This window comes from Bacteroides zhangwenhongii (genome assembly GCF_009193325.2).
Taxonomy (GTDB): domain Bacteria; phylum Bacteroidota; class Bacteroidia; order Bacteroidales; family Bacteroidaceae; genus Bacteroides; species Bacteroides zhangwenhongii.
On the sequence record NZ_CP059856.1, the window covers coordinates 3178785 to 3202416 of the forward strand.

The window sequence follows — 23632 nt, forward strand, 5'->3', positions numbered from 1 at the left end:
TTGTTGTTGAGTGAAAATCGTTGCAAAATAAGCGATAATATTCGACATATGAAAACAAATAGGCAATTTACTTATTAAAATGTAAAGTATGCCCCATTCTTTCCTTTTTCGTTCTTAGATATCGTTCATTATATGGATTGGGAACAGTTTCAACAGGTACATTTTCTACAATCTCCAAGCCGTATGCTTCCAAGCCAACACGTTTCACCGGATTATTTGTCAAAAGCTTCATTTTGTGTACTCCCAACTCACGAAGAATCTGCGCTCCTACCCCATAATCACGCTCGTCGGCAAGATGTCCCAAACATACATTCGCATCTACCGTATCCAAGCCGTCTTCCTGAAGTTTATATGCTTTCATCTTTTCCATCAAGCCGATTCCACGTCCTTCCTGATTCAGATAAACGACTACACCTTTTCCTGCCGCTTCAATCATTTCCATAGCCTTATGCAACTGTTCTCCGCAATCACAACGCCTGGAACCAAAAATATCACCGGTGGCACAAGAAGAATGTACACGTACCAAAATAGGTTCGTCTTCATTCCACGTACCTTTAAACAAAGCGACATGCTCCAATCCATTTGACTTTTGACGGAAAGGAATCAGACGAAACATTCCATGTTCAGTAGGCATATTCACCTCCACCCCACGCTCTACAATGGATTCCTGTTTCAAACGATAAGCAATCAAGTCATGAATAGAAATCAGTTTCAGATCATATTCATCTGCCATTTTACGGAGTTCGGGCAAGCGTGCCATCGTACCATCCTCACTCATGATTTCCATCAAAGCACCCGCCGGATAAAGACCGGCCAGACGTGCCATATCGATAGTCGCCTCTGTATGTCCGGCACGGCGCAACACTCCTTTTTCTTGTGCGTACAACGGGTTGATATGACCGGGACGACCGAACGTAGCCGGTGTAGAAGACGGATCAGCCAACGCCTGAATAGTGGCAGCACGGTCGGCAGCAGAGACTCCGGTCGAACAACCGTCCAGTTTATCTATCGTAATTGTAAAAGGAGTTCCCAACACAGAAGTGTTATCACTTACTTGATGCGGTAAATCCAATTCCTTGCAACGAGACACCGTAATAGGTGCACAAAGCACCCCACGTGCGTGTTTCAACATGAAATTAACTTTCTCAGGAGTTATTTTTTCAGCAGCAATAATCAAATCTCCCTCATTTTCGCGGTCTTCATCATCCACTACTATGACAAACTTGCCTTCTTTAAAATCGGCAATTGCATCCTCTATTTTATCCATTTTAATCTCTTCCATAACAATTATTTATTAATTTTCTGTATGATGAATTGAACTTGTTCGTTGTTCTTTATAATCCGTTCCATATCCTTAGCCAGACGAATACGGAATGCCCAGATACGGAAATAGAAAAACAACCCGATGGGGAAAATCACTCCGGCTGCCAGATTCAGCCAATATATATGGAACGGGCGCACATGAGCAGAAACGGGAATCATCGGATAATTGTTTAACAAACCTATCAAAGAAGCTGATTTCGTATTTGACATTTCCTCCACCAACGCTTCCAGCTTATCATTGATAGCCACCACCTCATCGTCCTTTTCACCCGACATCCACAGTTTGAAATAGTTCGGTGCTTTCGTCAACTGATTTTGAGCAATGTAAGCTTTACAATCCTCCGTAAGCTGCTCCAAATCGCCCGGAATACGTTCATAGTCAGGATCATTTATAATAACTTCTTTCTTGAATATATGCCGTACACTACGTATTCCGGCCACCTTCTTAAACCAATTAATGTACGCATCGGCATTAAGCACCACAGAATCTTTATTCGATTTATAAGTAAGGAAGATACCCAACGGAGCAAGGACAGCACTACTCGTCCACATACCCATCCATACAATCCACTTACCGTCACGGGCCATTTTATATCCGGTGTTATCAATGATATAATAGATAATAAACACCAGTACCGACACAATTACCGGCATTCCCAAACCACCTTTACGAATAATACCTCCTAAAGGAGCACCGATAAAGAAAAACAACAAGCAGGAAAGGGAAATTGTAATCTTCTTATGCCATTCCGTCTTATGTTTCCGAATGCTATAGTCATTACTCTCCATCGTATAACTCTTGAAAGTAAGGTCGCTTGCCATATTTTCCGCACGGCTAAGAGCAGCAGAAATAACTTTCTGCTTTTGCGTCAAAGGAGCAACATTATAAAGACTGTCCACATTATACGCATACACATCCGCTTTCTCCATCTTGACAGTGTCTTCTTTTGTCAATCCATAAGACGCGCGAAAATTTCCCTCAGCTATTTCCCGATAATATTGCCTTCCTATACTGTCACCTACTACTTTCATCGAATCAATAGAGCTTTGCAACTGCGCCATGTCTTTAGCACTCGACTGCTTACCCATAATATCGCCGTCAACCATATTGAAATCAGAGTTAAACTCAATAATCGTATGTTTCTCTCTGAATGACTCACGACGATAAGGCACATTCTGGGACTTCATGCTTTGCGCTTTCAGATTCTCGAACAAGTCTCCACTATACAAATGTAACCAAAGATGTTGCTTATCCGCTGTCATCTCCAGACGCCCGGAATCCGCATAAATAATATGGGCATTCTCAAATCCGTCTTTCAAATTATAGATCAAGACATCATACAGCATACCCGTTTTACGGTCTTTCTTGGCTATCTTTAAATTATAATCAGGGATTTCGGAATAGAAAACGCCTTCCGGAATATCCAATTCCGGAGATTTCTGTTTCATTGAAAGAATCAGAGTTCCCAACTTAGCTTGGGCAATGGGTCCTACTACATTTTGAAAATAGAATGAAACGCCGACAAGTCCACAAACAAAGAAAACAAGGGGACGCATAATTTTGAGCAAAGAAATACCGGCAGCTTTCATTGCAAGCAATTCGTAACGCTCGCCAAAATTACCAAAAGTAATCAAAGAAGCCAGTAACACTGCCAACGGCAACGATACTGGCACTAATGTTAATGCAGAATAGAAGAAGAACTGAGCCATTACACTCATTTCTAACCCCTTTCCAACCAATTCGTCTACATATCTCCACAAGAACTGCATCATGAAAATGAACAGACAGATGAAGAATGTACCTATAAAGAGCATAAAAAAGCTCTTTACAATGAATATATCTAATTTCTTTATGCGTAGCATCTTAATAGGTTCGTGCAATTAGGATGCAAAATTAGCACAAAAAAAGGAGCACCGAAAATTTTTAGTTGAAAGTTAACTAAAAACCACAAGTTCTTCTTAATTTGGCAACCTGTGACTCCCATAATTCTTTCATATCATCCACTTCATCCGGCTCTGCGAAATCAGTAATTTCTAATACATAGTCACTTGTCAACTCATTATATGTCATCTTGATTTCAAAGTAATCACGCTCGTTTTCATCATCCAACCAACGAAAACGAATGAAAGAGAAAGCGCGGATTGCTATAATTTCAGCTTCTCTCTGTTCTGTTTTTCCCCAATGGAATTCTACTATTCTATCATCTGAAACAACTTTATCGGCGAACCAGTCCTCCAAACCGGTAGGTGTACTAATAGCTCCCCAAAGAATATTTTTTGATGTTGCATTCAACAAATACTCCAAATGAATCTTTTCCTTTTTCATAGCAATTTCGAATTGTTTTTACGTGTGCCAAGATAAATACTTTTTTCTAAATAAGCGGCATAAATCAAGCACTTTATTTAATTATTCTTTCATTTCCAGTCCTGAAACTCCCTGTTTATAGGGAAAAGCAAAACCTTTCTTGAAGAAAAGAACAAAAAAATTACCGATTTGTTTTGGAGATTATAAAAAAACATCTATCTTTGCACCCGCAATCGAGAAATGATGGCGGGATAGCTCAGCTGGTTAGAGCGCATGATTCATAATCATGAGGTCCCCGGTTCAATCCCGGGTCCCGCTACTTGATAAGAATAAGGCATTTGAGAGGCTTCCACTCTTGGGTGCCTTTTTCTTTTTTAGCTCCGGTTTGCGCTATGGTTTGCGCCAGCGTCAAATTCAATGTAACATGGTTCAACAAATTTTATCTCTACAAAGATACTATTTTACTTTCAAATTTTAATTGAAAAGATTAATAATACAATTGCACGACATTGCTATTCTATAAAAAACAGCAAATGAATTACTTCAAATAGCGATAACCATGTTAGTTACCACCATACCAAAGAGATATTTAATTCAAAATGTCAAAGTTACATTTATAGGATAATTACCAATCATCATTACTTGTTTGCAATGGCTTCTTTAGAACTGTATCAATTTTGTCTACAAGGATTTTATAACATGATAGTGAATAAACAAAAGCTCGTGATGAGGTCACTTTAGGATGTTGTCTGTTTTCTGTAAATGGAAAGCAATCAGAAAGTGCCCATATTTGGGTATCTTTAGTAACGCCATTACCTGTTACACCAAAACCACCACCAAACATTATGACATATCCACTATCGTCATTTATCTTCAATACCTCATAGTTCTGTAAGGTATATGTCATTCGAATACGTTCTTCTTTAAAATCAAATTTAATAAGTGGTCGAATACTTACTCTATATGAGTTATCTCCCATAGTCCGTTTTGCAATATTAGGCAGATAACAACGTGCTATGATTGTTCCTTCTTCCTCATTTGAAACCTGTATAGCTGACTTTGCATCAGAAGACATAGATATAACCCAATCTATGATTTTGCGATATAATTGAGATTTGGACTGACCTTTATACTCTTTTATAACCGATAATGATAGTTCACCCAATTCATTCAGCTTATATTCATTGGATAACTCCTTAGCCTTAGCTGACCAAGACATATCCCCTATATTGGTATATTCTTCTAATTCTTGTTTAGTTACAATTTGGGCATTAATTGTATTACAGACTAATCCTAATAACATTATAAAAATAATCTTTTTCATGTTGACTTGAAGCTTACTATTAGTATGATGTATTTTTGTGTTCAAATGTACAAAAAACAAATTAATTAATCAGATTTTATTATATATATTCTCCAACAAGTTCTATTGTAAAAGATGTGTTGCAATTATTGATAGAACAATAAAAAAAAACAGCAAATGAATTTCTTCAAATGCTGTTCTTTTTACTTTATTCTTCTATTATATTCAAGAAATCACCCCAACCATTAGCCACCCAATAACTGGAGTACGAACCCTTAGGAACATACAATACACACTTTTCTCCTAATGAAGAGAAAACATATGAATTACATTTTGGTGGATTCTCTGCAAGACAATGAATTTCCTTCAATGAATTACAACTACTAAAAGCTTTATCATCTATACTATTTACTTCTTTAGGAATAATTAAACTTGTTCCACTGGCATTTGGATAAAAAACAAGTTTAGATTTATCTTTATTATACAATACCCCATTAATAGTTGAAAAAACAGGATTATCTTCTGCAACAATAAACTGCTTAAGAGAATAACTATTATTTAAAGAAACTTCCATACTGAAAGAGACTAAACTTGCAGGTATAACTATTGTTTCCAAGCTAATACACCTCCAGTATTTGCAACTTGTTGTGTACCAATTCGTTTTGATTAAAACGGTAGAAAAGTGATTGCGCGAATTTAATGGAGTATGAAAAAGACGAAGATTTAACGTATTTAACTTTCGTAAACCACAAAAAACGTAAAAATGTGCAGTTTTTGTTGGCTTATGTGGATTGTTTCTTCGATTGTAATTCAAAACTGCGACAGGCTGTCGCAGTTGTACATTGAGGACATACGGCTCTTGATGTGCAAATTCGCAGACGATGATAATACCATATTATAATAATACGCGTGTGATTACGTCAAGAAGTTGGAATTACAAACTACAATCCAATGCAGTCCCTTTGCTGATGCACTAGAAAAATGGATTTTCGGGCAATAACTTTGAAACGTAAATTGTACAAATTTGCTATCTCTACATACAATATAGAGTTAAATACATATAAAATCGTATGATAATTACAAAAATTAGTTGATAATATAGTATGTTCATCGAATATTATTTATATTTTTGTAGCAAAATTACGAAAACAAATAAAATATTTAGGATATGATACGAGATTTTTGGGTAAAAAATTACCTTTCCATTCGCGACAAGCAAGAATTGAGTTTTTTAGCTAAGGGACCTTCATCGGAACTTGTTACAGAAGTTGCCGATGGGGTATTCTTGTATAAATTAGGTGTCTTGTATGGTGCAAATGCTTCTGGAAAGTCAAATATGTTGATTGCTTTAAATGAAGTATTTCGCTTACTGGTGTTGCCTAAGTCAGATGCAACCCAAAGAATAAATGGCAGTATTCCTTTCATTCTCACAAAGAATGCCCCCATTGAGATGCATGTGTCATTCTATGCTAATGGCATCAGATATGATTACGATGTGGCATTTAACGAGAAATACATTTTGAATGAAGTCTTGTATTATTATCCCAAAAAATCAAAGTCATTGTTCTATGAGCGTTCATTTGTTGGCGAAAACATACAAGCCGATGTCAAGTTTGGCCCAAGTCTTAATTTACAGGTGAAGACCCAGGAAAGTATCCGAGAGAACACTTTGAATAACCATAGTGTCTTGTCTGTTTGCAGCAAGGCTGCGTTGAAAGAGGATATTGCACCATTCAATGTGCTCCATAGTTGGATTATGGATAATTATCATGATGTGGATGGTGATGGAGAAAAAGGAATTGTTGAAATCCTAAAGGATGCTTACAACACTCCCCCAAAGCGTAAATTCTATAACACAATGCTACAAAAGGCTGATTTGAACATTCTGGAATATAGACCTATTATAGAAGACCGTTTCGTTCCAACAGAATATCGGGAACGCATCCAAAAGGAGAACATTCCTCAAGAAATGAAAGAGGCTTTGCTTAAACCGACTGCCGATTCCGTAGCGTTTGTCAATCATTCTATTAATGGAGATTTTGACATACCACTCAAATGGCAGTCGAAAGGTACGATAAAATACATACGTATATTGGATGCATTATACGACATGATAACAAGTTCTCACGTGTATTATCTTGATGAATTAGGAGAGGATTTGCACAATGATTTGTTATACTACTATCTTAATGTTTTCATTTTCAACTCAGATAAATCGCAGTTGATTATCACGAGTCAGGAAACAACACTCCTATCTCAGGATTTAATCAATGAGAACAGAGGTGTCGTGTGGTTTGTGGAGAAGAACAAAGAGACCGCATCATCCGAGTATGCTCGTGGTGATTCATTTGGCTTACATAAGAACCTGTCGATATACAATTCGTATCGCATTGGGCGATTAGGTGCAAAACCAGAACTGGGTAGTATCTTTATAAATCTGGAGGACTGATATGGGAAAGCAACGTCAAACAGCACTCATCTTGGGAGAAGGACCAACCGAGTTCTTCTATTTCAAATCCCTGTGCGATGTATTTAAGCGTCTGACTATCAAACCAGACTATCCGAAACATACCAACATCAAGGAACTGGAAGCCAAGATTGCAGAGGGGGTGGCAATGGGTTACAGCCATATCTTCTGCATCATTGACATGGACACGAAGGATAAGGAACCAGAGCGTTCACAATACCAGAAGCTAAAGGCGAAGTACGCTAAGCCTATCGACAAACCCAAGAAAGGTATCTATTGCGAGGTAGAGTTTTTCGAGACTCACCGCTGTACAGAACTGTTCTTCCTCTATTACTTCCGCTACACCTCACGCCCCTACGATGAACAGGAGCCATTGCTTAAAGACCTCAACCAATGTGTCGAGTATCGGAAAACGATAGAGTTCTTCATCAAGACCAAGGGACTTCACGGTTACTTTGAGCGCAATGGCGGCAGTCTAGATAAGGCTGTGGTCAATGCCAATCAATCAATTGAGGAGAAAGAAGCCTCGGGTCGGGATTACACATACTCGGAGCTTGGAAGGCTGATGATGGAGTTGAAAGAGTTGGAATGAAAAGTTAATAATAGCACATAATTTACTGGCAAGTGTTGGTATATATATGTAAATGTGTAACCAAAGTAAACAAAAGAATAATACATGGAGAGAAATATCAATAGTGTTTCAGAATCACAGTTCAATAAAAAAAAGTTAAAAAAATCCTCCCACTTTTGTTAGATATATTTTTTTGTGTAATTTTGTAATCGTTATGCGGCAGTAATAATATACATATTAATACGAGTTAGTAATCCTGTAGTTCTCATATGCTACGAGGAGGTATTAAAAGGTGCGTTTCGACAATGCATCTACTGTAGTATATTATTGCTTAATCCAAATGAATATTATAAATTTAGGAATTCTTGCTCACATTGATGCAGGAAAAACTTCCGTAACCGAGAATCTGCTGTTTGCCAGTGGAGCAACGGAAAAGTGCGGCCGTGTGGATAATGGTGACACCATAACGGACTCTATGGATATAGAGAAACGTAGAGGAATTACTGTCCGGGCTTCTACGACATCTATTATCTGGAATGGAGTGAAATGCAATATCATTGACACTCCGGGACACATGGATTTTATTGCGGAAGTGGAGCGGACATTCAAAATGCTTGATGGAGCAGTCCTCATCTTATCCGCAAAGGAAGGCATACAAGCGCAGACAAAGTTGCTGTTCAGTACTTTACAAAAGCTGCAAATCCCGACAATTATATTTATCAATAAGATTGACCGTGCCGGTGTGAATTTGGAGCGTTTGTATATGGATATAAAAACAAATCTGTCGCAAGATGTCCTGTTTATGCAAACTGTTGTCGATGGATCGGTTTATCCGGTTTGCTCCCAAACATATATAAAGGAAGAATACAAAGAATTTGTATGCAACCATGACGACGATATATTAGAACGATATTTGGCGGATAGCGAAATTTCACCGGCTGATTATTGGAATACGATAATCGCTCTTGTGGCAAAAGCCAAAGTCTATCCGGTGCTACATGGATCAGCAATGTTCAATATCGGTATCAATGAGTTGTTGGACGCCATTTCTTCTTTTATACTTCCTCCGGCATCAGTCTCAAACAGACTTTCAGCTTATCTCTATAAGATAGAGCATGACCCCAAAGGGCATAAAAGAAGTTTTCTTAAAATAATTGACGGAAGTCTGAGACTTCGAGACGTTGTAAGAATCAACGATTCGGAAAAATTCATCAAGATTAAAAATCTAAAGACTATTTATCAGGGCAGAGAGATAAATGTTGATGAAGTGGGTGCCAATGATATCGCGATTGTAGAAGATATAGAAGATTTTCGAATCGGAGATTATTTAGGTGCTAAACCTTGTTTGATTCAAGGATTATCTCATCAGCATCCCGCTCTCAAATCCTCCGTCCGGCCAAATAAGCCCGAAGAGAGAAGCAAGGTGATATCCGCTCTGAATACATTGTGGATTGAAGACCCGTCTTTGTCCTTTTCCATAAACTCATATAGTGATGAATTGGAAATCTCGTTATATGGTTTGACCCAAAAGGAAATCATACAGACATTGCTGGAAGAACGATTTTCCGTAAAGGTCCATTTTGATGAGATCAAGACTATCTACAAAGAACGACCTATAAAAAAGGTCAATAAGATTATTCAGATCGAAGTACCACCCAACCCTTACTGGGCCACAATAGGGCTGACTCTTGAACCCTTACCGTTAGGGGCAGGGTTGCAAATCGAAAGTGACATCTCCTATGGTTATCTGAACCATTCTTTTCAAAATGCCGTTTTTGAAGGGATTCGTATGTCTTGCCAATCTGGTTTACATGGATGGGAAGTGACAGATCTGAAAGTAACTTTTACTCAAGCCGAGTATTATAGCCCGGTAAGTACACCTGCTGATTTCAGACAGCTGACCCCTTATGTCTTCAGGCTGGCTTTGCAACAGTCAGGTGTGGACATTCTCGAACCGATGCTCTGTTTTGAGTTGCAGATACCCCAAGTAGCGAGTTCCAAAGCTATTACAGATTTGCAAAAACTGATGTCTGAGATTGAAGACATCAGTTGTAATAATGAGTGGTGTCATATTAAAGGGAAAGTTCCATTAAATACAAGTAAAGACTATGCCTCAGAAGTAAGTTCGTACACTAAGGGCTTAGGCATTTTTATGGTTAAGCCATGTGGGTATCAAATAACAAAAGACGGTTATTCTGATAATATCCGCATGAACGAAAAAGATAAACTTTTATTCATGTTCCAAAAATCAATGTCATTAAAATAATGGAGCGGTCAGGAAATTTCTATAAGGCAATACGGTTGGGATATATACTTATCTCCATTCTTATCGGATGTATGGCATATAATAGCCTCTATGAATGGCAGGAGATAGAAGCATTAGAACTTGGCAATAAAAAAATAGACGAGCTCCGAAAAGAAATAAACAATATCAATATTCAAATGATAAAATTTTCTCTATTGGGTGAAACAATACTGGAATGGAACGATAAAGATATCGAGCATTACCATGCACGGCGTATGGCAATGGACAGTATGCTCTGCCGTTTCAAGGCCACCTATCCAGCAGAGCGCATCGATAGTGTGCGCAGTCTTTTAGAGGATAAGGAACGACAGATGTTCCAGATAGTCCGGTTAATGGATGAACAACAATCTATTAACAAGAAGATAGCCAATCAAATTCCGGTTATTGTACAGAAAAGTGTGCAGGAACAGTCCAAAAAGCCAAAACGAAAAGGTTTCTTAGGCATATTCGGCAAAAAAAAGGAAGTAACTCCAGCAGTATCAACCACTATCCTTCATTCGGTCAATAGAAACGTAATCAGCGAACAGAAAGTGCAGGATCGCCAATTGTCGGAACAAGCCGACAGCCTTGCAGCTCGTAATGCAGAACTTAACAGACAACTGCAAGAATTGATTTTGGTACTGATTTCAAAAGCTATCAAGATAAGCATATGATAATAATTCGGTTCCCAGAGCCGTTTACCTTATCAAGTGCAAAGGCTGGAATAATTGTTGTTGATAAAAAATATCATCAAACAAGATACTTTACACTGGAAGCTTCTTTTGGTGGGTGTATGATAGTTGAAATCTCAGGACAGAAGCGCAACAATACAGGTGTTACTGTTGCAGATAAAGAAGACCTTACAGAATTTGCATCTATCGTTTTCTGTTTAGCCATAAAGCAAGACAATAATAATTTTGCATCAACAGAACCTGTCACAAATAAGCCAGAACAAGCTGGTGCTGGTGAAAGAGTCATAGCATTATCGCTTAATACTCTAATAGAACAAATGTCAGCAAGATACTCTGAATGGAAAGGTCTGTTTACAGTAACTCCTATGGCTGACCATGTTTTGGTTAAATGCCATAAAGGGTTTGATGATACAAATACTCGCAAAGCTATACCATGTTTATGGAGAAGAAAATCCTTTGTTGATAATTGCAAAATGTTTGATGTCAAAAGAATCGTATTTTTAGACTCTGTGAATCATACTTTTGACGAATTAAAGCCAATGGAAATAGATATATCTACACTTTCTTGATTAGAGTATAAGAACTTGCTTTGTCAAATTTGGCACTATAAAATATTTTGTGTAAATGTAAAATACGGGATTCAGTACGAGTTTCGTATTTTTTTATTTAATAGATTTGCAAAATGAAAAAGATTATGAAAGAGAATCATGTAGTGCCTGATGAGGTTTTAACCAAGGAGTTCCTCAGCCATTTCAAAACTGAGGCAGACGTAAGCAAGTTCCTAAAGCAGCTCCACGCCCAAGTGCTGGAGAAGATGCTTGAAGGTGAGATGGATGCTCATTTGGGTTATGAGAAACATTCTGTTTCCGGCAATAACAGTGGTAATTCCCGTAACGGCAGTTACCCCAAGAAAATCCAGACCGAGCACGGCGAGGCTGTCATACCCATCCCTCGTGACCGCAACGGTCAGTTTGAACCCATAGTAGTCCCCAAGCATGAAAGCCGCGGGCTTTCCATAGAAAAGCTTGTTATCTCCTTATATGCCAAAGGAATGAGTGTGTCCGATATAGAAGAAGAGATGCGCGAGATCTATGAGATAGAACTCTCCACCTCTGCCATCTCCATCATCACAAACAAAGTAAACCAGGCTGCTCAAGAATGGCAGAACCGTCCTTTGGACCCGGTCTATCTCATCGTTTGGATGGACGGTATTGTCTTCAAGGTCCGTGACAACGGGAAGATTATCAACAAGACTGTCTATCTCTGTGTCGGCCTGAAACAAAACGGCTTGAAGGAAGTTCTTGGCATGTGGGTGGGTAAATCAGAGAGTTCCGCCTTCTGGATGGGTGTTCTCACTGACTTGAAGGCCCGTGGGGTACAAGATATACTGATAACCTGTACCGATAACCTGAACGGATTTACGGACACTATACGTACCGTATTCCCTCAGTCATCAACTCAGATTTGTGTTGTACATCAGATAAGAAACTCATGTAAATATGTCGTTTACAAGGACAAAAAAGAGTTCACGGCAGATATGAAGAATATCTATAATGCGCCAAACAAGGAAGTTGCTGCCGCGGAGCTTGATAATCTGGAAAAGAAATGGGGAGGGAAGTACCCTTATGCCATTCTTTCATGGAGGAACAACTGGGATGATCTGACTGTTTTCTTTCAGTTCCCATTGGAAATCAGAAAAATAATCTATACCACAAATCTCATTGAAAATCTGAATGGAAAAATCAGAAAGTACACTAAATCAAAGCTTTCATTCCCGTCGGATGACGCAGTGAAGAAGATGGTATACCTTTCCTTGATGGAGATTGAGAAGAAATGGACAATGCCGATTACTAACTGGGGATTGATTATGAACCAGTTTATGCTTATTTTTGAAAACAGAATCCAGATATAAGAGAACTTATAACTGAATCCCGTTTACATTTACACAATATTATGGACACTGCCTCAAATTTCAAACAAAGTAAGTTCTTATACTTATTATCCAAATCTATAGCGATAAGCCTCTTGGCTTTTTTCTTAGAACCGCACCCAATCCCACTTTTTGTGTTCCGTCCCAATTCGTAAGTTGGTCAGCGCACCCATTAGAACCACCAAGCGATACGTAAGTGTCTGCACTACATGACATATGGTCAACAAAAGCGAGAAAGTTGTCAATGGCGTTGTCTGTGAATTGAACTTCATTCGTGGCGAAGAGTTTTGTCCAGTTGGTGACACATTCCTGCTTGAAGTCTGTAAAACCATGCCAAGACATATCAGATAAGAACCTCTTTGCTGCCGATTCTATACTGGCTTTAGAGTCCAATCCAATATTATGCTTTACAGCAGATGCCATAATGCTATAGTATATGGAAGCCGATTCTTTCTCGTTGAAGTTGACTCTGTCTGTTTTTGCAAAGGAAGACAATGCTTTATGCCCCTCTCTGATAAACATATCAAGCACTCCTATGTATCTATTTTGCCGAGCCATGCTTTCACGTTTAGCTTCGGCTTCTTGCCGAGCCTTTTCTTTTGTTTCTTTCTCCTTACGTGCTTCCACTCGTCTCCATGCGTCTGTCATTTCAGGCTCTTGCCAAATGGCATTCCAACGAGCCTTCAAATCATTGTACATTTCCAAAAGTGTAGTATTATAACTTTTGGTACTGGCGAGTTCTTCCTTAGCACAGAAAAATTGAGTAGTCACTCGCTCCACAGCCTTCTCGTCAAGTTGAGAGATGCGTTGTTTGACTTTGTTGTTTTCAGTCTTTAGCGCATCATTCTCGGCACGAAGCGACTTGTTCTCCTCTATCTGCTTATTGAGGTTCTGCATATAGTAAGTGTATGTCTTGTTGATAGACTTGCGTACACCTTCATTCTGCTTGTCACGTTCTGCATTGATGGCTGCTACAAGAGCCTTGATTGCAGCGTAGATATTAGCCACACGCTCCTCACGCCACGCCTTTTGTCCGATAATAGTAGGAATCGGGATGGCAAGTTCTTTCTTTACGGCATTCATTGCTTCTTGAACTGGAGCCTTGATGTTGAGAAAAGGAATGGTCAGCTCCTTCTTGTCGATCAGGGCAAGTACAGCATACTTCTCCACTTTGTCAAGAGCGACTTTCGCCTGACGTTCAGCTTCAAGCACCACCTTGTTCTTATGCTTGCGTCCTCGCTTTTCTTCCTCTGAAAGTTCATCATAGGAGAAGCCTCTTGCCAAGCCATACTTATGCCCTACCTTGTTGTAATAGTCAGTATGCAGTTGGGAAAGGTATTGTGATTTGTCCTTTGCTCGCTCTCCCCACACTTTGGCATAAGAGACCCTTTCAACAACACCCTTTGCCGCTTCCGATTTTGTGTAGTTGTCACGTTCTTCTTTTGGAAGTGCTCTCCATTCCTTGGTAGAGAGAACCTTTTCTGGATTATCCTTGTGAATGTACTTGCTTCCGATGCGCCCTCGTTTCTTTACTTGTTCAACAGGCACGGTCTGCACATGGGCATGGATGCTTGTCTCATCACAATGCACATCAAAGCCGATGACATTCTCTTCTCCCCATTTTTCACATGCAAAGCGGTAGGTGTCCAATGCCCAGTCATAGATGCCTTTTTGTAATGTCACATTGCTGTGGTCAGCATTTGGATCTGACGTGTTGAGTTTCTGTTCACCAAAGGCAAGCCTGTTAAGCACATCATGGTCACCACTGAAGATGATGCCGACAGTGCAGTTCGGACTGTTCCTTGAAACTTGGTCGGGACGCTTGGCATCCATATATGGCTTGAAACCAAGTTCATCAAGTCTGTGCTGCAAGCGTTCATGCAACGGCACAGACTGGGAACCAAGAGGCACGATCTTTTCACCCTTGACTATCTCAAAGTTGAGTCTCTTGCGTGAGTAGTTATAATGGTTGTTCTTGTCTATGTCTGCGTTTTTTAGTTGGTAACGCTTCTCGTCCCAACCTCTGCGTTCCGCCTCGTTGCCCACTTGGGACGAGAACGATTTCTTGTCTGTGCCTACATGGATGGCGGCACGTGGTATGTTTCTTTCCATAAGAATTTCATTTGAGCTTGTAACGTAGTTCTTGTATAATTGGAGACAGGTCTCGGGCAGAGCCTGAGCATAATAGAAGGACTTTTTAAGTGAACATCGCAAGCATGTGAATCTAAAAGTCCCTATTATGTTTAGGACTTTTGTGAAAGTCTGTCACGCAAGCGTGCTCGCAGATCCTTACTCACTCTGCTATGACTCTTCCACCAACACCAACCCAAGACTGTCTATCAGATGCAGGAGTGGCGGATGTTGCTTTATCAGCCTTTGTAGCACCATCTGCGGTGTTTCTGTCATCAGCAGGAAGTCGGCAATGTCAAGACCTTTGGTCTTTTGTTCATCGGTGGCATTGTCTTCCAAGATGTTGCTTATGACAACCCTTTTGCAAACAGATTGCAGCAATGGAATTTTTGATTTCCATTTGTCCGTTGCTCCAAGGTCAGGGAACAAAATGATGTCCCGACCTCCCAATACCTTGACAGCGATTTGGTTGAGACAGCCATGCATACCTCCAGTTGCCAGCCAGATGAAATTGGGGATGAAATGGGATGCGATTATGGCAGTTTTTTCACTCTCGACAATAGCGACCGACATTGTGGGATGCTGTGCCAGCAAATGCTCACCAAAGAAACATTGGCACAAGTTGAAATCTGGAAGATGAAGAAAAGCATGCGCCCATCCAACATAAGAACGTGGCTCTTTCACACGATGTCCGTCTTTGAGATTATACAGCATGACCTTGCCAGTCCTCACTTTATCATCCTTGTCAACTTGCCAATAAATGGTTGAGCCTCCCCACTTATAGGATGTTCCGACATGATACATCATCATCAGCCTTTCTGTCTCTTGTTCACCAAAGACCTTGGAAAGGTACTGGTATAACGGATTGATTCCGTAATGAGACAAGGAACGCTCCATAATAGCGTTGGCGATATAGGAAATAGACTTTTCTACGACTTTCGGTTGGATATTCCTTCTTGTCGGATATGGCAATTTGTCCTTAGATATAAAGTCTGGATGCTCACGGAAATAGTCTTTAGGAGTATAGTGATACCCACAACTATGCTCATGGTCGCATTTGCCTACATTGTCAGGGAAGGATACTTCCCCCTCATCATCTATGTATCTTGTGAAACAACGCTTGCGCTCACAATTCGGGCATGTGTAACGATTACCCAATCTGTATTTCTCCAAGTGAAATCTATACTCGTTCATCATCGTAACTGAAATGAATTATTGGTGAATTTCAGCTTTCAGTTCTTTCATGTTTTCAGTTACGCACTTGTCAACTGAAAAACTGAAACAAATGAATACTGAAAACAGGTTGGTTTATGTTTCAGTTGCCTGTCATGTTTCGAACTTTACTTTTTCGTAAAATCCTTTCTTTGCCTTTGTGATTAGTCCAGACTTCATAAGATCCTTTATATAGTTCATCACAGTACGGTCTGTAACACGCAGATTCTCCATTCCTGTTTTAATGGCAGTTTTTGTGTCAAAACTGTCTTCCAACAGATACAGCAACTCCTTGGACATAGAATCACAGGTGTCTTCAGCAACAAAGGCTCGGCAGCGTTGATAACAATTCTCACAATATTCATTGAGCTGTAATGCTCCTTTTATGGAATCCACATCAATACTTTGCAGATGGCTCTCGCCACAGGCGTATCTTAGAGCTTGGAGCAATAAGGCAATGCGTGCGACGTGGGTATTGTGCTTCATCACCCTCGTTTCAACATCTTCATCGTCCTCTATGGCATTGATGGCATCCACATTTCTGTTCCACCAACCAAAGAAAAGGGAATGTGCGTCCTTGTCCATATAAAGGATATTTGGACAACATTCATTTGTGTCATTACACCTTGCATAGTCAAGTCCAAAGATTTTCCCGATGATGTCAGCCCATTTTCTTGAAGCCTCGCTCTGGCGCACATGGCCGTCTTCCTCATCCTGCCAGTGTGGAACTTTCTTGGATTTGGGATATACAACCAGAATACGGTCAAGGAAACCTGTATCCATGAATTTGGAAGCCATCAGTTCCTTCATTCGTTTGGTCTGTGTTGTACCGATGATGTTGACACATGGCTCTTCTACACGTTGTGGGCGGTCATTCTTGACACGTGTGTTCTCCAAGTGGCATCCGCTCCAGATGGAAAGTAGGCGTTCAAGCATGGGATTTTTCCCATACCTGTCTGTATTGGCAAGCAGTCCGAGAATTTCATCATAGTTGATGGCTATGCCACGCAAGTTGTTGTAATGCTCCAATACCAGAGCCTCCAATGTAAAGTCATCCAATGTGACCCTTTTCAGAATAGGCTTCTTCATTTCCTTGCTTCCGCTTTCCTTTGTTGCACATGCTGCCTCATATAGGTCAAGTTCATAGCAAAACTTGTCAAACAGCTTTCGTTCATACTCCCGAATTGGCTTGTATGCAAGCTGTAATGGTGGAGTTTTGCCCATGCCAGGTCTGCCAACCAATATGATATAAAGGGCGGCATTCGTGTCCCAATCCTGCTTAACGTGAATACGATAGGTATTGCCAAGAGCCGCTGATGCTGCCGACAGCATGGACATGGCGACATAATCCACCTTGAAATTGCCGTGCACCACCATGTCTATGATGATGGACTGCATTTTTTGTGGAAATACCTCAAGAGGGAAGCCTGAGTCCGCTAAAGACTCGGCTTCCATGTTGATTTTGTTACAGAGTTCAAGCGTATCCATGACATTACCAGTTTAAGGGTTTCGGTTTGCGCTTGTTTCCTGCAAGAATGGTAGCGTTCTCTTCTTCTGCAGTGAGAGGTACAGGATTCTTGCGGTTTGTCTCCAGCCATTTGTCAAGTTCATCTTGATAAAGGCAATAACGCTTGCCCGGCTTGGTGGCAGGAATGCTACCGTTGCCAAGTTTCATGTAGAGGGTAGCCATCGGCATCTTTAGATATGCAGATGCTTCCTCCACACTCATAGGTATGTGCGTGTTCGCCTTGTGTGGCTTGTTCTGTGATTGCAGACTGATGATCATCTGCTTCATGCCCACCACTTCGTCCCGAAGCTGGGCAACGACCATTGGAAGGTCGTTGAAAGTTAATTCCTTTGTCATATACAAGTAATTTAAAAAAACTGGGACAAAGGAACAGAATGATGCTTTCGTTACTGAGGTTCGTGACAGTCATTTGTCATTCACGAAGGAATAACTCTAACAATGGGGATTATTCGGGATTTACCTCCGTCACATTATGGAAATCATATCTACCATTGTCTGGCTCATCAATAGGAATGACATCATTGGAACATGGTGCTTTCAGGTTCTTCAATGTGCTGTAGTCCAAGCCGTCAAACGGTTTGGGAAACAAAGCCTTGATAAAGGCTATTCGCATTGCCATTGTGTAATCACGTTTACCAAAACGTTCTGCGATATTCCACACGAAGTGCCTTAAAGGGATATTCTCAACATTTTTCTTGAAACGGTTTGTTGCTGTCGGGGTATAGTTGGTGTCGTTGCTCCATTCCTTGACAGCCTCAATTACCTTGTACAAATCTTCCTCATACAGAAACCTTGACATGGTACGGTGCACATAGTCAAGTACGGCTCTCGTTCGTTTTTCCTTTTCCTCCTGTGCTTCTTTTTCTTGTGCCTCTACACACTTGGCATAGTCCTCATGACTATATTTTACAGACTCTGTTTGTGGTGAAATTTGCTTTGGCTGTTCTTGTTCTGTTGCTGGCTCTGCTTCTACAACGTTTTTCTTTGTCTTGCTGTTGCTACCAATGGTCATCAGTTCATAGGGATAATTCACCATAGAAATGAATATCGCCCAAAGCAGGATATTGCTTCCTACAAAGATGATTGACTCGACAAACAGACTTTGGTGGAAGTCATTGCCTACATACATCGCCACGACAAGAGAGATGGCGAGAATTGCTGTACCAACAAAAGCGTAGATGGTACAATCTGAAGTTTTCTTGTTTACTGTCATTATTGTATTCGTTTTATTGTTATTCGTTCAAAAACTTCCACAAAGTTAGATGCAGAAGCATGTAAAAGCCGCATTTACGTTCTCTGGCACTCTTTCTTTTACGCTTTATTAGCGTTCTAATATGAAATCAGACTCTGAATCATACTTTAAACTGCTCGTTAGTGCCAGTTGCTGCTTATTACTGACTACAAAGATAAGGATGAAGAAAAGGGAAATTTGCAGTTCCTCTTCAATATCAATAGAAATTGGAGTGTATTTGTCGAATTGGTTCTATCCACGACCACAAATAGAACCAACAAAACGAGAAAAGGACTATTGGAACACTATCATTCCAACAGTCCTTTTCTGCGTGTTATTGTCAAATGGTTACTTCTTCAAGGTGATGCAGCCAACCGAAGCACGCTTCTGAGCATCGGAAATCTTGGCATACACCTCTGTCGTTGCCACATTCTTGTGACCAAGATAACGCTGCACTACGGCAATACTGGTTCCTGCATCGAGCTGGAGACAGGCAAAGCTGTGGCGTGAGCAATGATAGGAGATATGCTTGGTAATCCCTGCATCTTTCAGCCAGTTCTTCAATGGTGCCTGTGTCATGGAGTCTTTGAAATCGGGGAACACCTTGCCTCGTTTATCCGGTGAATAGCCAATCAGTTCCAAGGCTTCCTCACTGATGGGGTTATGCACAATGTCCTTTGTCTTCTGCATTCGTGTGGTGACATACATCACACCATCGCTGCCGTATGGCTGTATCTCCTCCCAAGTGAGTTTCTTGATGTCGCTCTTTCTCAATGCCGTTAGGCAAGAGAACAGGAAGGCTCGCTTCAATGCAGGGGCAGAGCAAGGCGTGGATGCCAAGCGGATAACCTCGTCTTGCGAAAGATGCTCCTTGTCTGTCGGGATTGTCTCGATACGTTCCAAGAAACCATTTGGATTCTCCTTTATCTTATGGTCACGATAGGCTGTATGTATTGAAGCACGGAAAGTTGACCAGTAGTTAGCTGCGGAGTTGATATGCAGTTTTCTGTTCTTATGCAGTCCCTGTGGTGCTGTCAGCAGATACTCCCGAAACCTGTTGCACAAGTCCACGTTTATCTCCCCGAAGGTACACTTGCCTTGCGTGAAGGTACGAAAGTGCATATAGACGTGCTGCCACTTGGAGTTCTTCTTGTCTGCCAGTTTCTTGAAGTAGGCGAGGAAATCTCCTTTCATCTTCTCCTTGTCGAAGAAATCGTAACGCTCGTTGACGATAGCCTCGAAGCGACGGCAGCGTATCGCCTCGGCTCTTGCCGTAAGGTTGAGGTTGTACTTATGTTCCATCTGGTTCTTCGGCTTGGCATAGATGTAGATGCCAAGCGACTCATGGCGGATGACTTTCATCGTGCTCTCGTCACGATAGCCTGGATAATAGTCAAGATAATAGGACAGCATGTGTCCGTCCTTGATTTTGCGTGTACGCAATGATACGGTCTTGCAAATGTTGCTCATAACTGATATGTATTATTGATGATTATTCGTGGTGAAGTGTATCTTCACGGCTGCAAAATAACTGAATGATACTTCCGTGACTCCCATTATTTGCAGTCATTGATGGATAATGATGAAATCATTTGAAATCACAGTCCTTTTGCAACTCTTTCTGCCATTGCTCGCTCCACATCCGTCTTCAAAAGCAGGTTTTTCACTCCAACTTTAACCTTACTGATATGGTGAACTCTCACTATATGGCAGATGTTTGCACTTGTCAGACCATACAACTGCTGCACTTGTTCTGTGGTATAATAGCTGTCATCGTTCATGAGGTCAGTCTTGCGAAGTTCTTCAAGATGCTCCTTTGAGTAATAGGTACGACCGTACTCACGTTTAGTGGGTATCTTATGTCGATATGTATATGCCCTAAGTGCAGACTTGCTCATACTGAAAGCATCCTCTACATCATCAGCCGTCACCCATTCCGTGATACTGTTGAGGTCAACGGCAGTACCGAAGAACTCATCAATATGCCGTTTGCTGTAATAGTTCTTGCCAGCGATACGGCACATCGGTATCTGGTTGCGCTTGGCGGATGTATAGAGCCAAGACTTCTTGACCTTATAAATGGACATCACTTCCTCGCCCGAATAATAGTCAAGCACCTCATTCTCCTCTTTCCCTTTTATTGGTTCCTGGTTTTGTGTTGGCTTTTCTGTTTTTGCCTTTTTACTGGGCTTGCTCTTGCTGACAGGAACCACACGCTTGTAGGGATTACCCTCAAACATCTTCTCTATATCAGCCTTTCTTACGAATGCCATTCGGCTGCTCAATCTTGATGCCTTCAACTTGCCGTTAGCCACAAGTTTGTAGATATACTGTCGGGTGCATCCCATCAGCACAGCTGCCTTTGAGAATGTAAGATACTCCTGATGTTGCAGATTCATGATAGGTTCAATACCGTTAATCAAGTCCTGCTGTCTTTTCTTTCTAAGACGTTTTGCCTCTGCCTGACATTCCTCGGAACAGTATTTCTGCATACCGCTCCTTGGCACGAATGTCTTGCCACAAAATTCACATTTTCTTGTCGGTCTCATACTCTTTGATATTGCTATGTTCTACATACTTTGAGTATTCCATCGATGGAGTAAACGGAAGTGAACCATTGACAACCTTTGTCAACCCAGTCCACGATATAACGCTTTTTGCCTATCAGCTTCAAATTTGTCCTTCATCGTAACCACTCGTAAACCCTTGTCTACTACGTTCACGATATGACAAAATAAAAGCTCCGCAAATTCTCCACGGTAGAAATACGCTGCAAAAATATGTGGAAAATCGGGAACTGCCAAAAAGCACTCAGAAAGTGTTAAAAATCAAAGAGTATTGAAAATCAAGGCTTTATGTTTGGTTGGTCATAGTAAGTTATGGTTAGTTATAAGGCTCTAAATACAGTCTCTAAAAGTCCAACGCAAAATAGTCGTTACATTATCCGGAATTGTTATTGATTGAAGGCTTACACACTCATAAAAAGCCCCTTCTCCAATATAAGATACTTTATTAGGAATATCAATAGTCTTTAAATTTTTAGCATTAAAAAATGCACCTTGTTCTATAGAAGTTGTATTATCGGGAAGTATTATTGAGACCAATGCATTACAATAACTAAACATCCGAACTCCAATTACACTTTCGAACGCATGCTCACCGTCACCGTAAGTTCCACTACCACTAATTATATTCACTTCTGACAAATCTAATTTTTGCAACATACCCTGCGACGAACGTTCTCCTGCCATTTCACGTAAATATTGAATATCAGTACCGTTAAGATTTCCGGTTAATATCAAGTTGGTTATTTGATATTTTTTTGAAGGTGCTATCAATTTATTTAATGTTCCTGCTGTTTCCACATGCAGTTCTATTGCATCTTTATCTTTAACTCGCCCCTGATTAATAATTATATCTTCTGATATTGCCTTACTCACAGACTCAATTGTAATAATCCCTTTTCTTCTTTTTGAAAGCGTATTTTCTTCTATCTGAAAATACAATTTATTATTAGCCAATCCTTTTATCTGAAAATTATCAACAGGTTTTATCCAATCATATTCATCTAAGACTGTAACTTGATACTCAACATTCGCATTAAGTTCAATTTCAATGACTTTCCCGTTGACAGGTATATCATATTCTTTTTGAGATACTATAATTGCATCCTTTTGAGCTTGAATTATTTTCATTGTCTCTTTTATTGAACTATTCTTATCGTAGAAAATAATTTCAGCTTCCCTACTTTCATATGTTTCATTGGGACTAATCGTATAATACAAGGTAGAACTTGACACTCCACGCGTTTCCACCATTTCCTTCACCCAACTCACGTTAGGCATTTGGACATCAAAACTAAAATTACTATTCACTTCAACGGTTACAACTGTCCCTTTATCACTAACAGGATATTCATTTTTAGTAAGCATCAATACTCCTTCACCTGCTTGATAAATGTGTACTACTTCCGAAATATCTTTGCTTTGAAATATAATTTCACCTTCACGTTTATCATATTCATCGCTAGAGGTAATATTGAATGACAAAGTTATATTTTCCAACGAGCGAGATTTTGTAACCTGCGTAATCCATTTTTGAGATGTTGGTGGAATGATAACCTTATATTCAACATTAGCTTTCACTTCAACATCAATTGTATGATGAGATTTATCCAGTTCAAAAATATTTGATGATACCAATAGTGCATCTTGTTGTTTTTGAGTAACCCTTATTCTTTTTTCAATTTCTCCGACTTTCAACGTCAATACAGCATTACGTTCATCATAAAATGTGTTCTCTGTTACTTTTATCGTCAGTGATACAGTACCTGCTACTCCATTATTAGACGAAACAGTACACCATTCTATATTAGTTGGTATAGCAATATTCCATTTCTTGTTAGTATCGAAAGTTAAAGTTTTCTCCTCATTATTTGAGGTAAAACAGATTCCTTTTTCAAAATACCCTTCACTTTCTCCCAAAGGTTTTAATATAGTCTCAACATCATGGCTTTCTTCCTCTCTTGAATTGTTGACAGGATTATCATCTCCACAACCTATCAATACAAGAAGCACATATACAATGCTACTAATAAATACAATATAATTATTTCTCATTATTTCATACGAAAATTATTTGTGCCGTTTTAGTTTA

Annotated in this window: 18 protein-coding genes, 1 tRNA gene and 1 pseudogene; 7 read left to right on the forward strand and 13 right to left on the reverse strand. The window is 40.0% G+C overall.

Annotated features, from left to right (window positions below):
* Positions 1-67: 67 nt before the first annotated feature.
* The 3 genes from GD630_RS12745 to GD630_RS12755 all read right to left on the reverse strand — a co-directional run bounded on the left by GD630_RS12745 (position 68) and on the right by GD630_RS12755 (position 3649).
* Positions 68-1282 (reverse strand): bifunctional 3,4-dihydroxy-2-butanone-4-phosphate synthase/GTP cyclohydrolase II, encoded by a 1215-nt coding sequence (locus GD630_RS12745; RefSeq protein ID WP_007756988.1) that lies wholly within the window; start codon positions 1280-1282, stop codon positions 68-70.
* Positions 1283-1287: 5 nt separating this feature from the next.
* Positions 1288-3186 (reverse strand): LptF/LptG family permease, encoded by a 1899-nt coding sequence (locus GD630_RS12750; protein ID WP_007756989.1) that lies wholly within the window; start codon positions 3184-3186, stop codon positions 1288-1290.
* 76 nt (positions 3187-3262) lie between these two features.
* On the reverse strand, positions 3263-3649 hold the full coding sequence (locus tag GD630_RS12755; protein WP_143869108.1) for an START-like domain-containing protein: 387 nt from the start codon (positions 3647-3649) through the stop codon (positions 3263-3265).
* Positions 3650-3873: 224 nt separating this feature from the next.
* On the opposite strand from GD630_RS12755, the gene GD630_RS12760 reads away from it, so the two are divergent.
* Positions 3874-3947: transfer RNA gene (locus GD630_RS12760), tRNA-Met, on the forward strand.
* A 306-nt stretch (positions 3948-4253) separates the two neighbouring features.
* Here the strand turns inward: GD630_RS12760 and GD630_RS12765 are convergent.
* Positions 4254-4952 carry a DUF4468 domain-containing protein gene (locus tag GD630_RS12765; RefSeq protein ID WP_182505607.1) on the reverse strand — a complete coding sequence of 233 codons (699 nt, stop codon included), beginning with the start codon at positions 4950-4952 and terminating at the stop codon, positions 4254-4256.
* 187 nt (positions 4953-5139) lie between these two features.
* Complete coding sequence (locus GD630_RS12770) at positions 5140-5547, reverse strand: leucine-rich repeat protein (RefSeq protein WP_182505608.1); 408 nt, start codon at positions 5545-5547, stop codon at positions 5140-5142.
* 552 nt (positions 5548-6099) lie between these two features.
* On the opposite strand from GD630_RS12770, the gene GD630_RS12775 reads away from it, so the two are divergent.
* The 6 genes and pseudogenes from GD630_RS12775 (at position 6100) to GD630_RS12800 (ending at position 12857) form a co-directional block, all read left to right on the forward strand.
* Entirely contained in the window at positions 6100-7380 is a 1281-nt protein-coding gene (locus tag GD630_RS12775; protein ID WP_143869113.1) for an AAA family ATPase, read from the forward strand.
* 1 nt (position 7381) lies between these two features.
* Complete coding sequence (locus GD630_RS12780; RefSeq protein ID WP_143869115.1) at positions 7382-7990, forward strand: RloB family protein; 609 nt, start codon at positions 7382-7384, stop codon at positions 7988-7990.
* 319 nt (positions 7991-8309) lie between these two features.
* A complete protein-coding gene (tet(Q), locus tag GD630_RS12785) occupies positions 8310-10235 on the forward strand; it encodes a tetracycline resistance ribosomal protection protein Tet(Q) (RefSeq protein ID WP_004291466.1) in 1926 nt (641 codons plus the stop codon).
* Positions 10235-10906: pseudogene (locus GD630_RS12790) on the forward strand (hybrid sensor histidine kinase/response regulator); the annotation flags it as partial. The gene tet(Q) and the pseudogene GD630_RS12790, both read left to right, overlap by 1 nt.
* Before the next feature lie 17 nt (positions 10907-10923).
* Positions 10924-11514 (forward strand): hypothetical protein, encoded by a 591-nt coding sequence (locus tag GD630_RS12795; RefSeq protein WP_143869305.1) that lies wholly within the window; start codon positions 10924-10926, stop codon positions 11512-11514.
* Between the two features lie 125 nt (positions 11515-11639).
* Positions 11640-12857, forward strand: a complete 1218-nt coding sequence (locus GD630_RS12800) for an IS256 family transposase (RefSeq protein WP_431834204.1) — start codon at positions 11640-11642, stop codon at positions 12855-12857.
* Positions 12858-12953: 96 nt separating this feature from the next.
* Here the strand turns inward: GD630_RS12800 and mobV are convergent, their stop codons facing one another.
* The 8 genes from mobV to GD630_RS12840 all read right to left on the reverse strand — a co-directional run bounded on the left by mobV (position 12954) and on the right by GD630_RS12840 (position 23595).
* Entirely contained in the window at positions 12954-14987 is a 2034-nt protein-coding gene (gene mobV / locus GD630_RS12805) for a MobV family relaxase (protein ID WP_143869303.1), read from the reverse strand.
* A gap of 189 nt (positions 14988-15176) precedes the next feature.
* Positions 15177-16202, reverse strand: a complete 1026-nt coding sequence (locus tag GD630_RS12810) for a DUF6371 domain-containing protein (RefSeq protein ID WP_143869301.1) — start codon at positions 16200-16202, stop codon at positions 15177-15179.
* A 129-nt stretch (positions 16203-16331) separates the two neighbouring features.
* Positions 16332-17705 carry a DUF3987 domain-containing protein gene (locus GD630_RS12815; RefSeq protein WP_182505609.1) on the reverse strand — a complete coding sequence of 458 codons (1374 nt, stop codon included), beginning with the start codon at positions 17703-17705 and terminating at the stop codon, positions 16332-16334.
* Positions 17706-17709: 4 nt separating this feature from the next.
* Positions 17710-18081 (reverse strand): helix-turn-helix domain-containing protein, encoded by a 372-nt coding sequence (locus tag GD630_RS12820; protein ID WP_143869299.1) that lies wholly within the window; start codon positions 18079-18081, stop codon positions 17710-17712.
* A gap of 109 nt (positions 18082-18190) precedes the next feature.
* Positions 18191-18958 (reverse strand): hypothetical protein, encoded by a 768-nt coding sequence (locus GD630_RS12825; protein WP_143869297.1) that lies wholly within the window; start codon positions 18956-18958, stop codon positions 18191-18193.
* 366 nt (positions 18959-19324) lie between these two features.
* A complete protein-coding gene (locus GD630_RS12830) occupies positions 19325-20446 on the reverse strand; it encodes a site-specific integrase (protein WP_143869295.1) in 1122 nt (373 codons plus the stop codon).
* Positions 20447-20574: 128 nt separating this feature from the next.
* Positions 20575-21525 carry a helix-turn-helix domain-containing protein gene (locus GD630_RS12835; protein WP_143869293.1) on the reverse strand — a complete coding sequence of 317 codons (951 nt, stop codon included), beginning with the start codon at positions 21523-21525 and terminating at the stop codon, positions 20575-20577.
* 348 nt (positions 21526-21873) lie between these two features.
* Positions 21874-23595 (reverse strand): BACON domain-containing protein, encoded by a 1722-nt coding sequence (locus tag GD630_RS12840; protein WP_143869291.1) that lies wholly within the window; start codon positions 23593-23595, stop codon positions 21874-21876.
* Between the last annotated feature and the right edge of the window lie 37 nt (positions 23596-23632).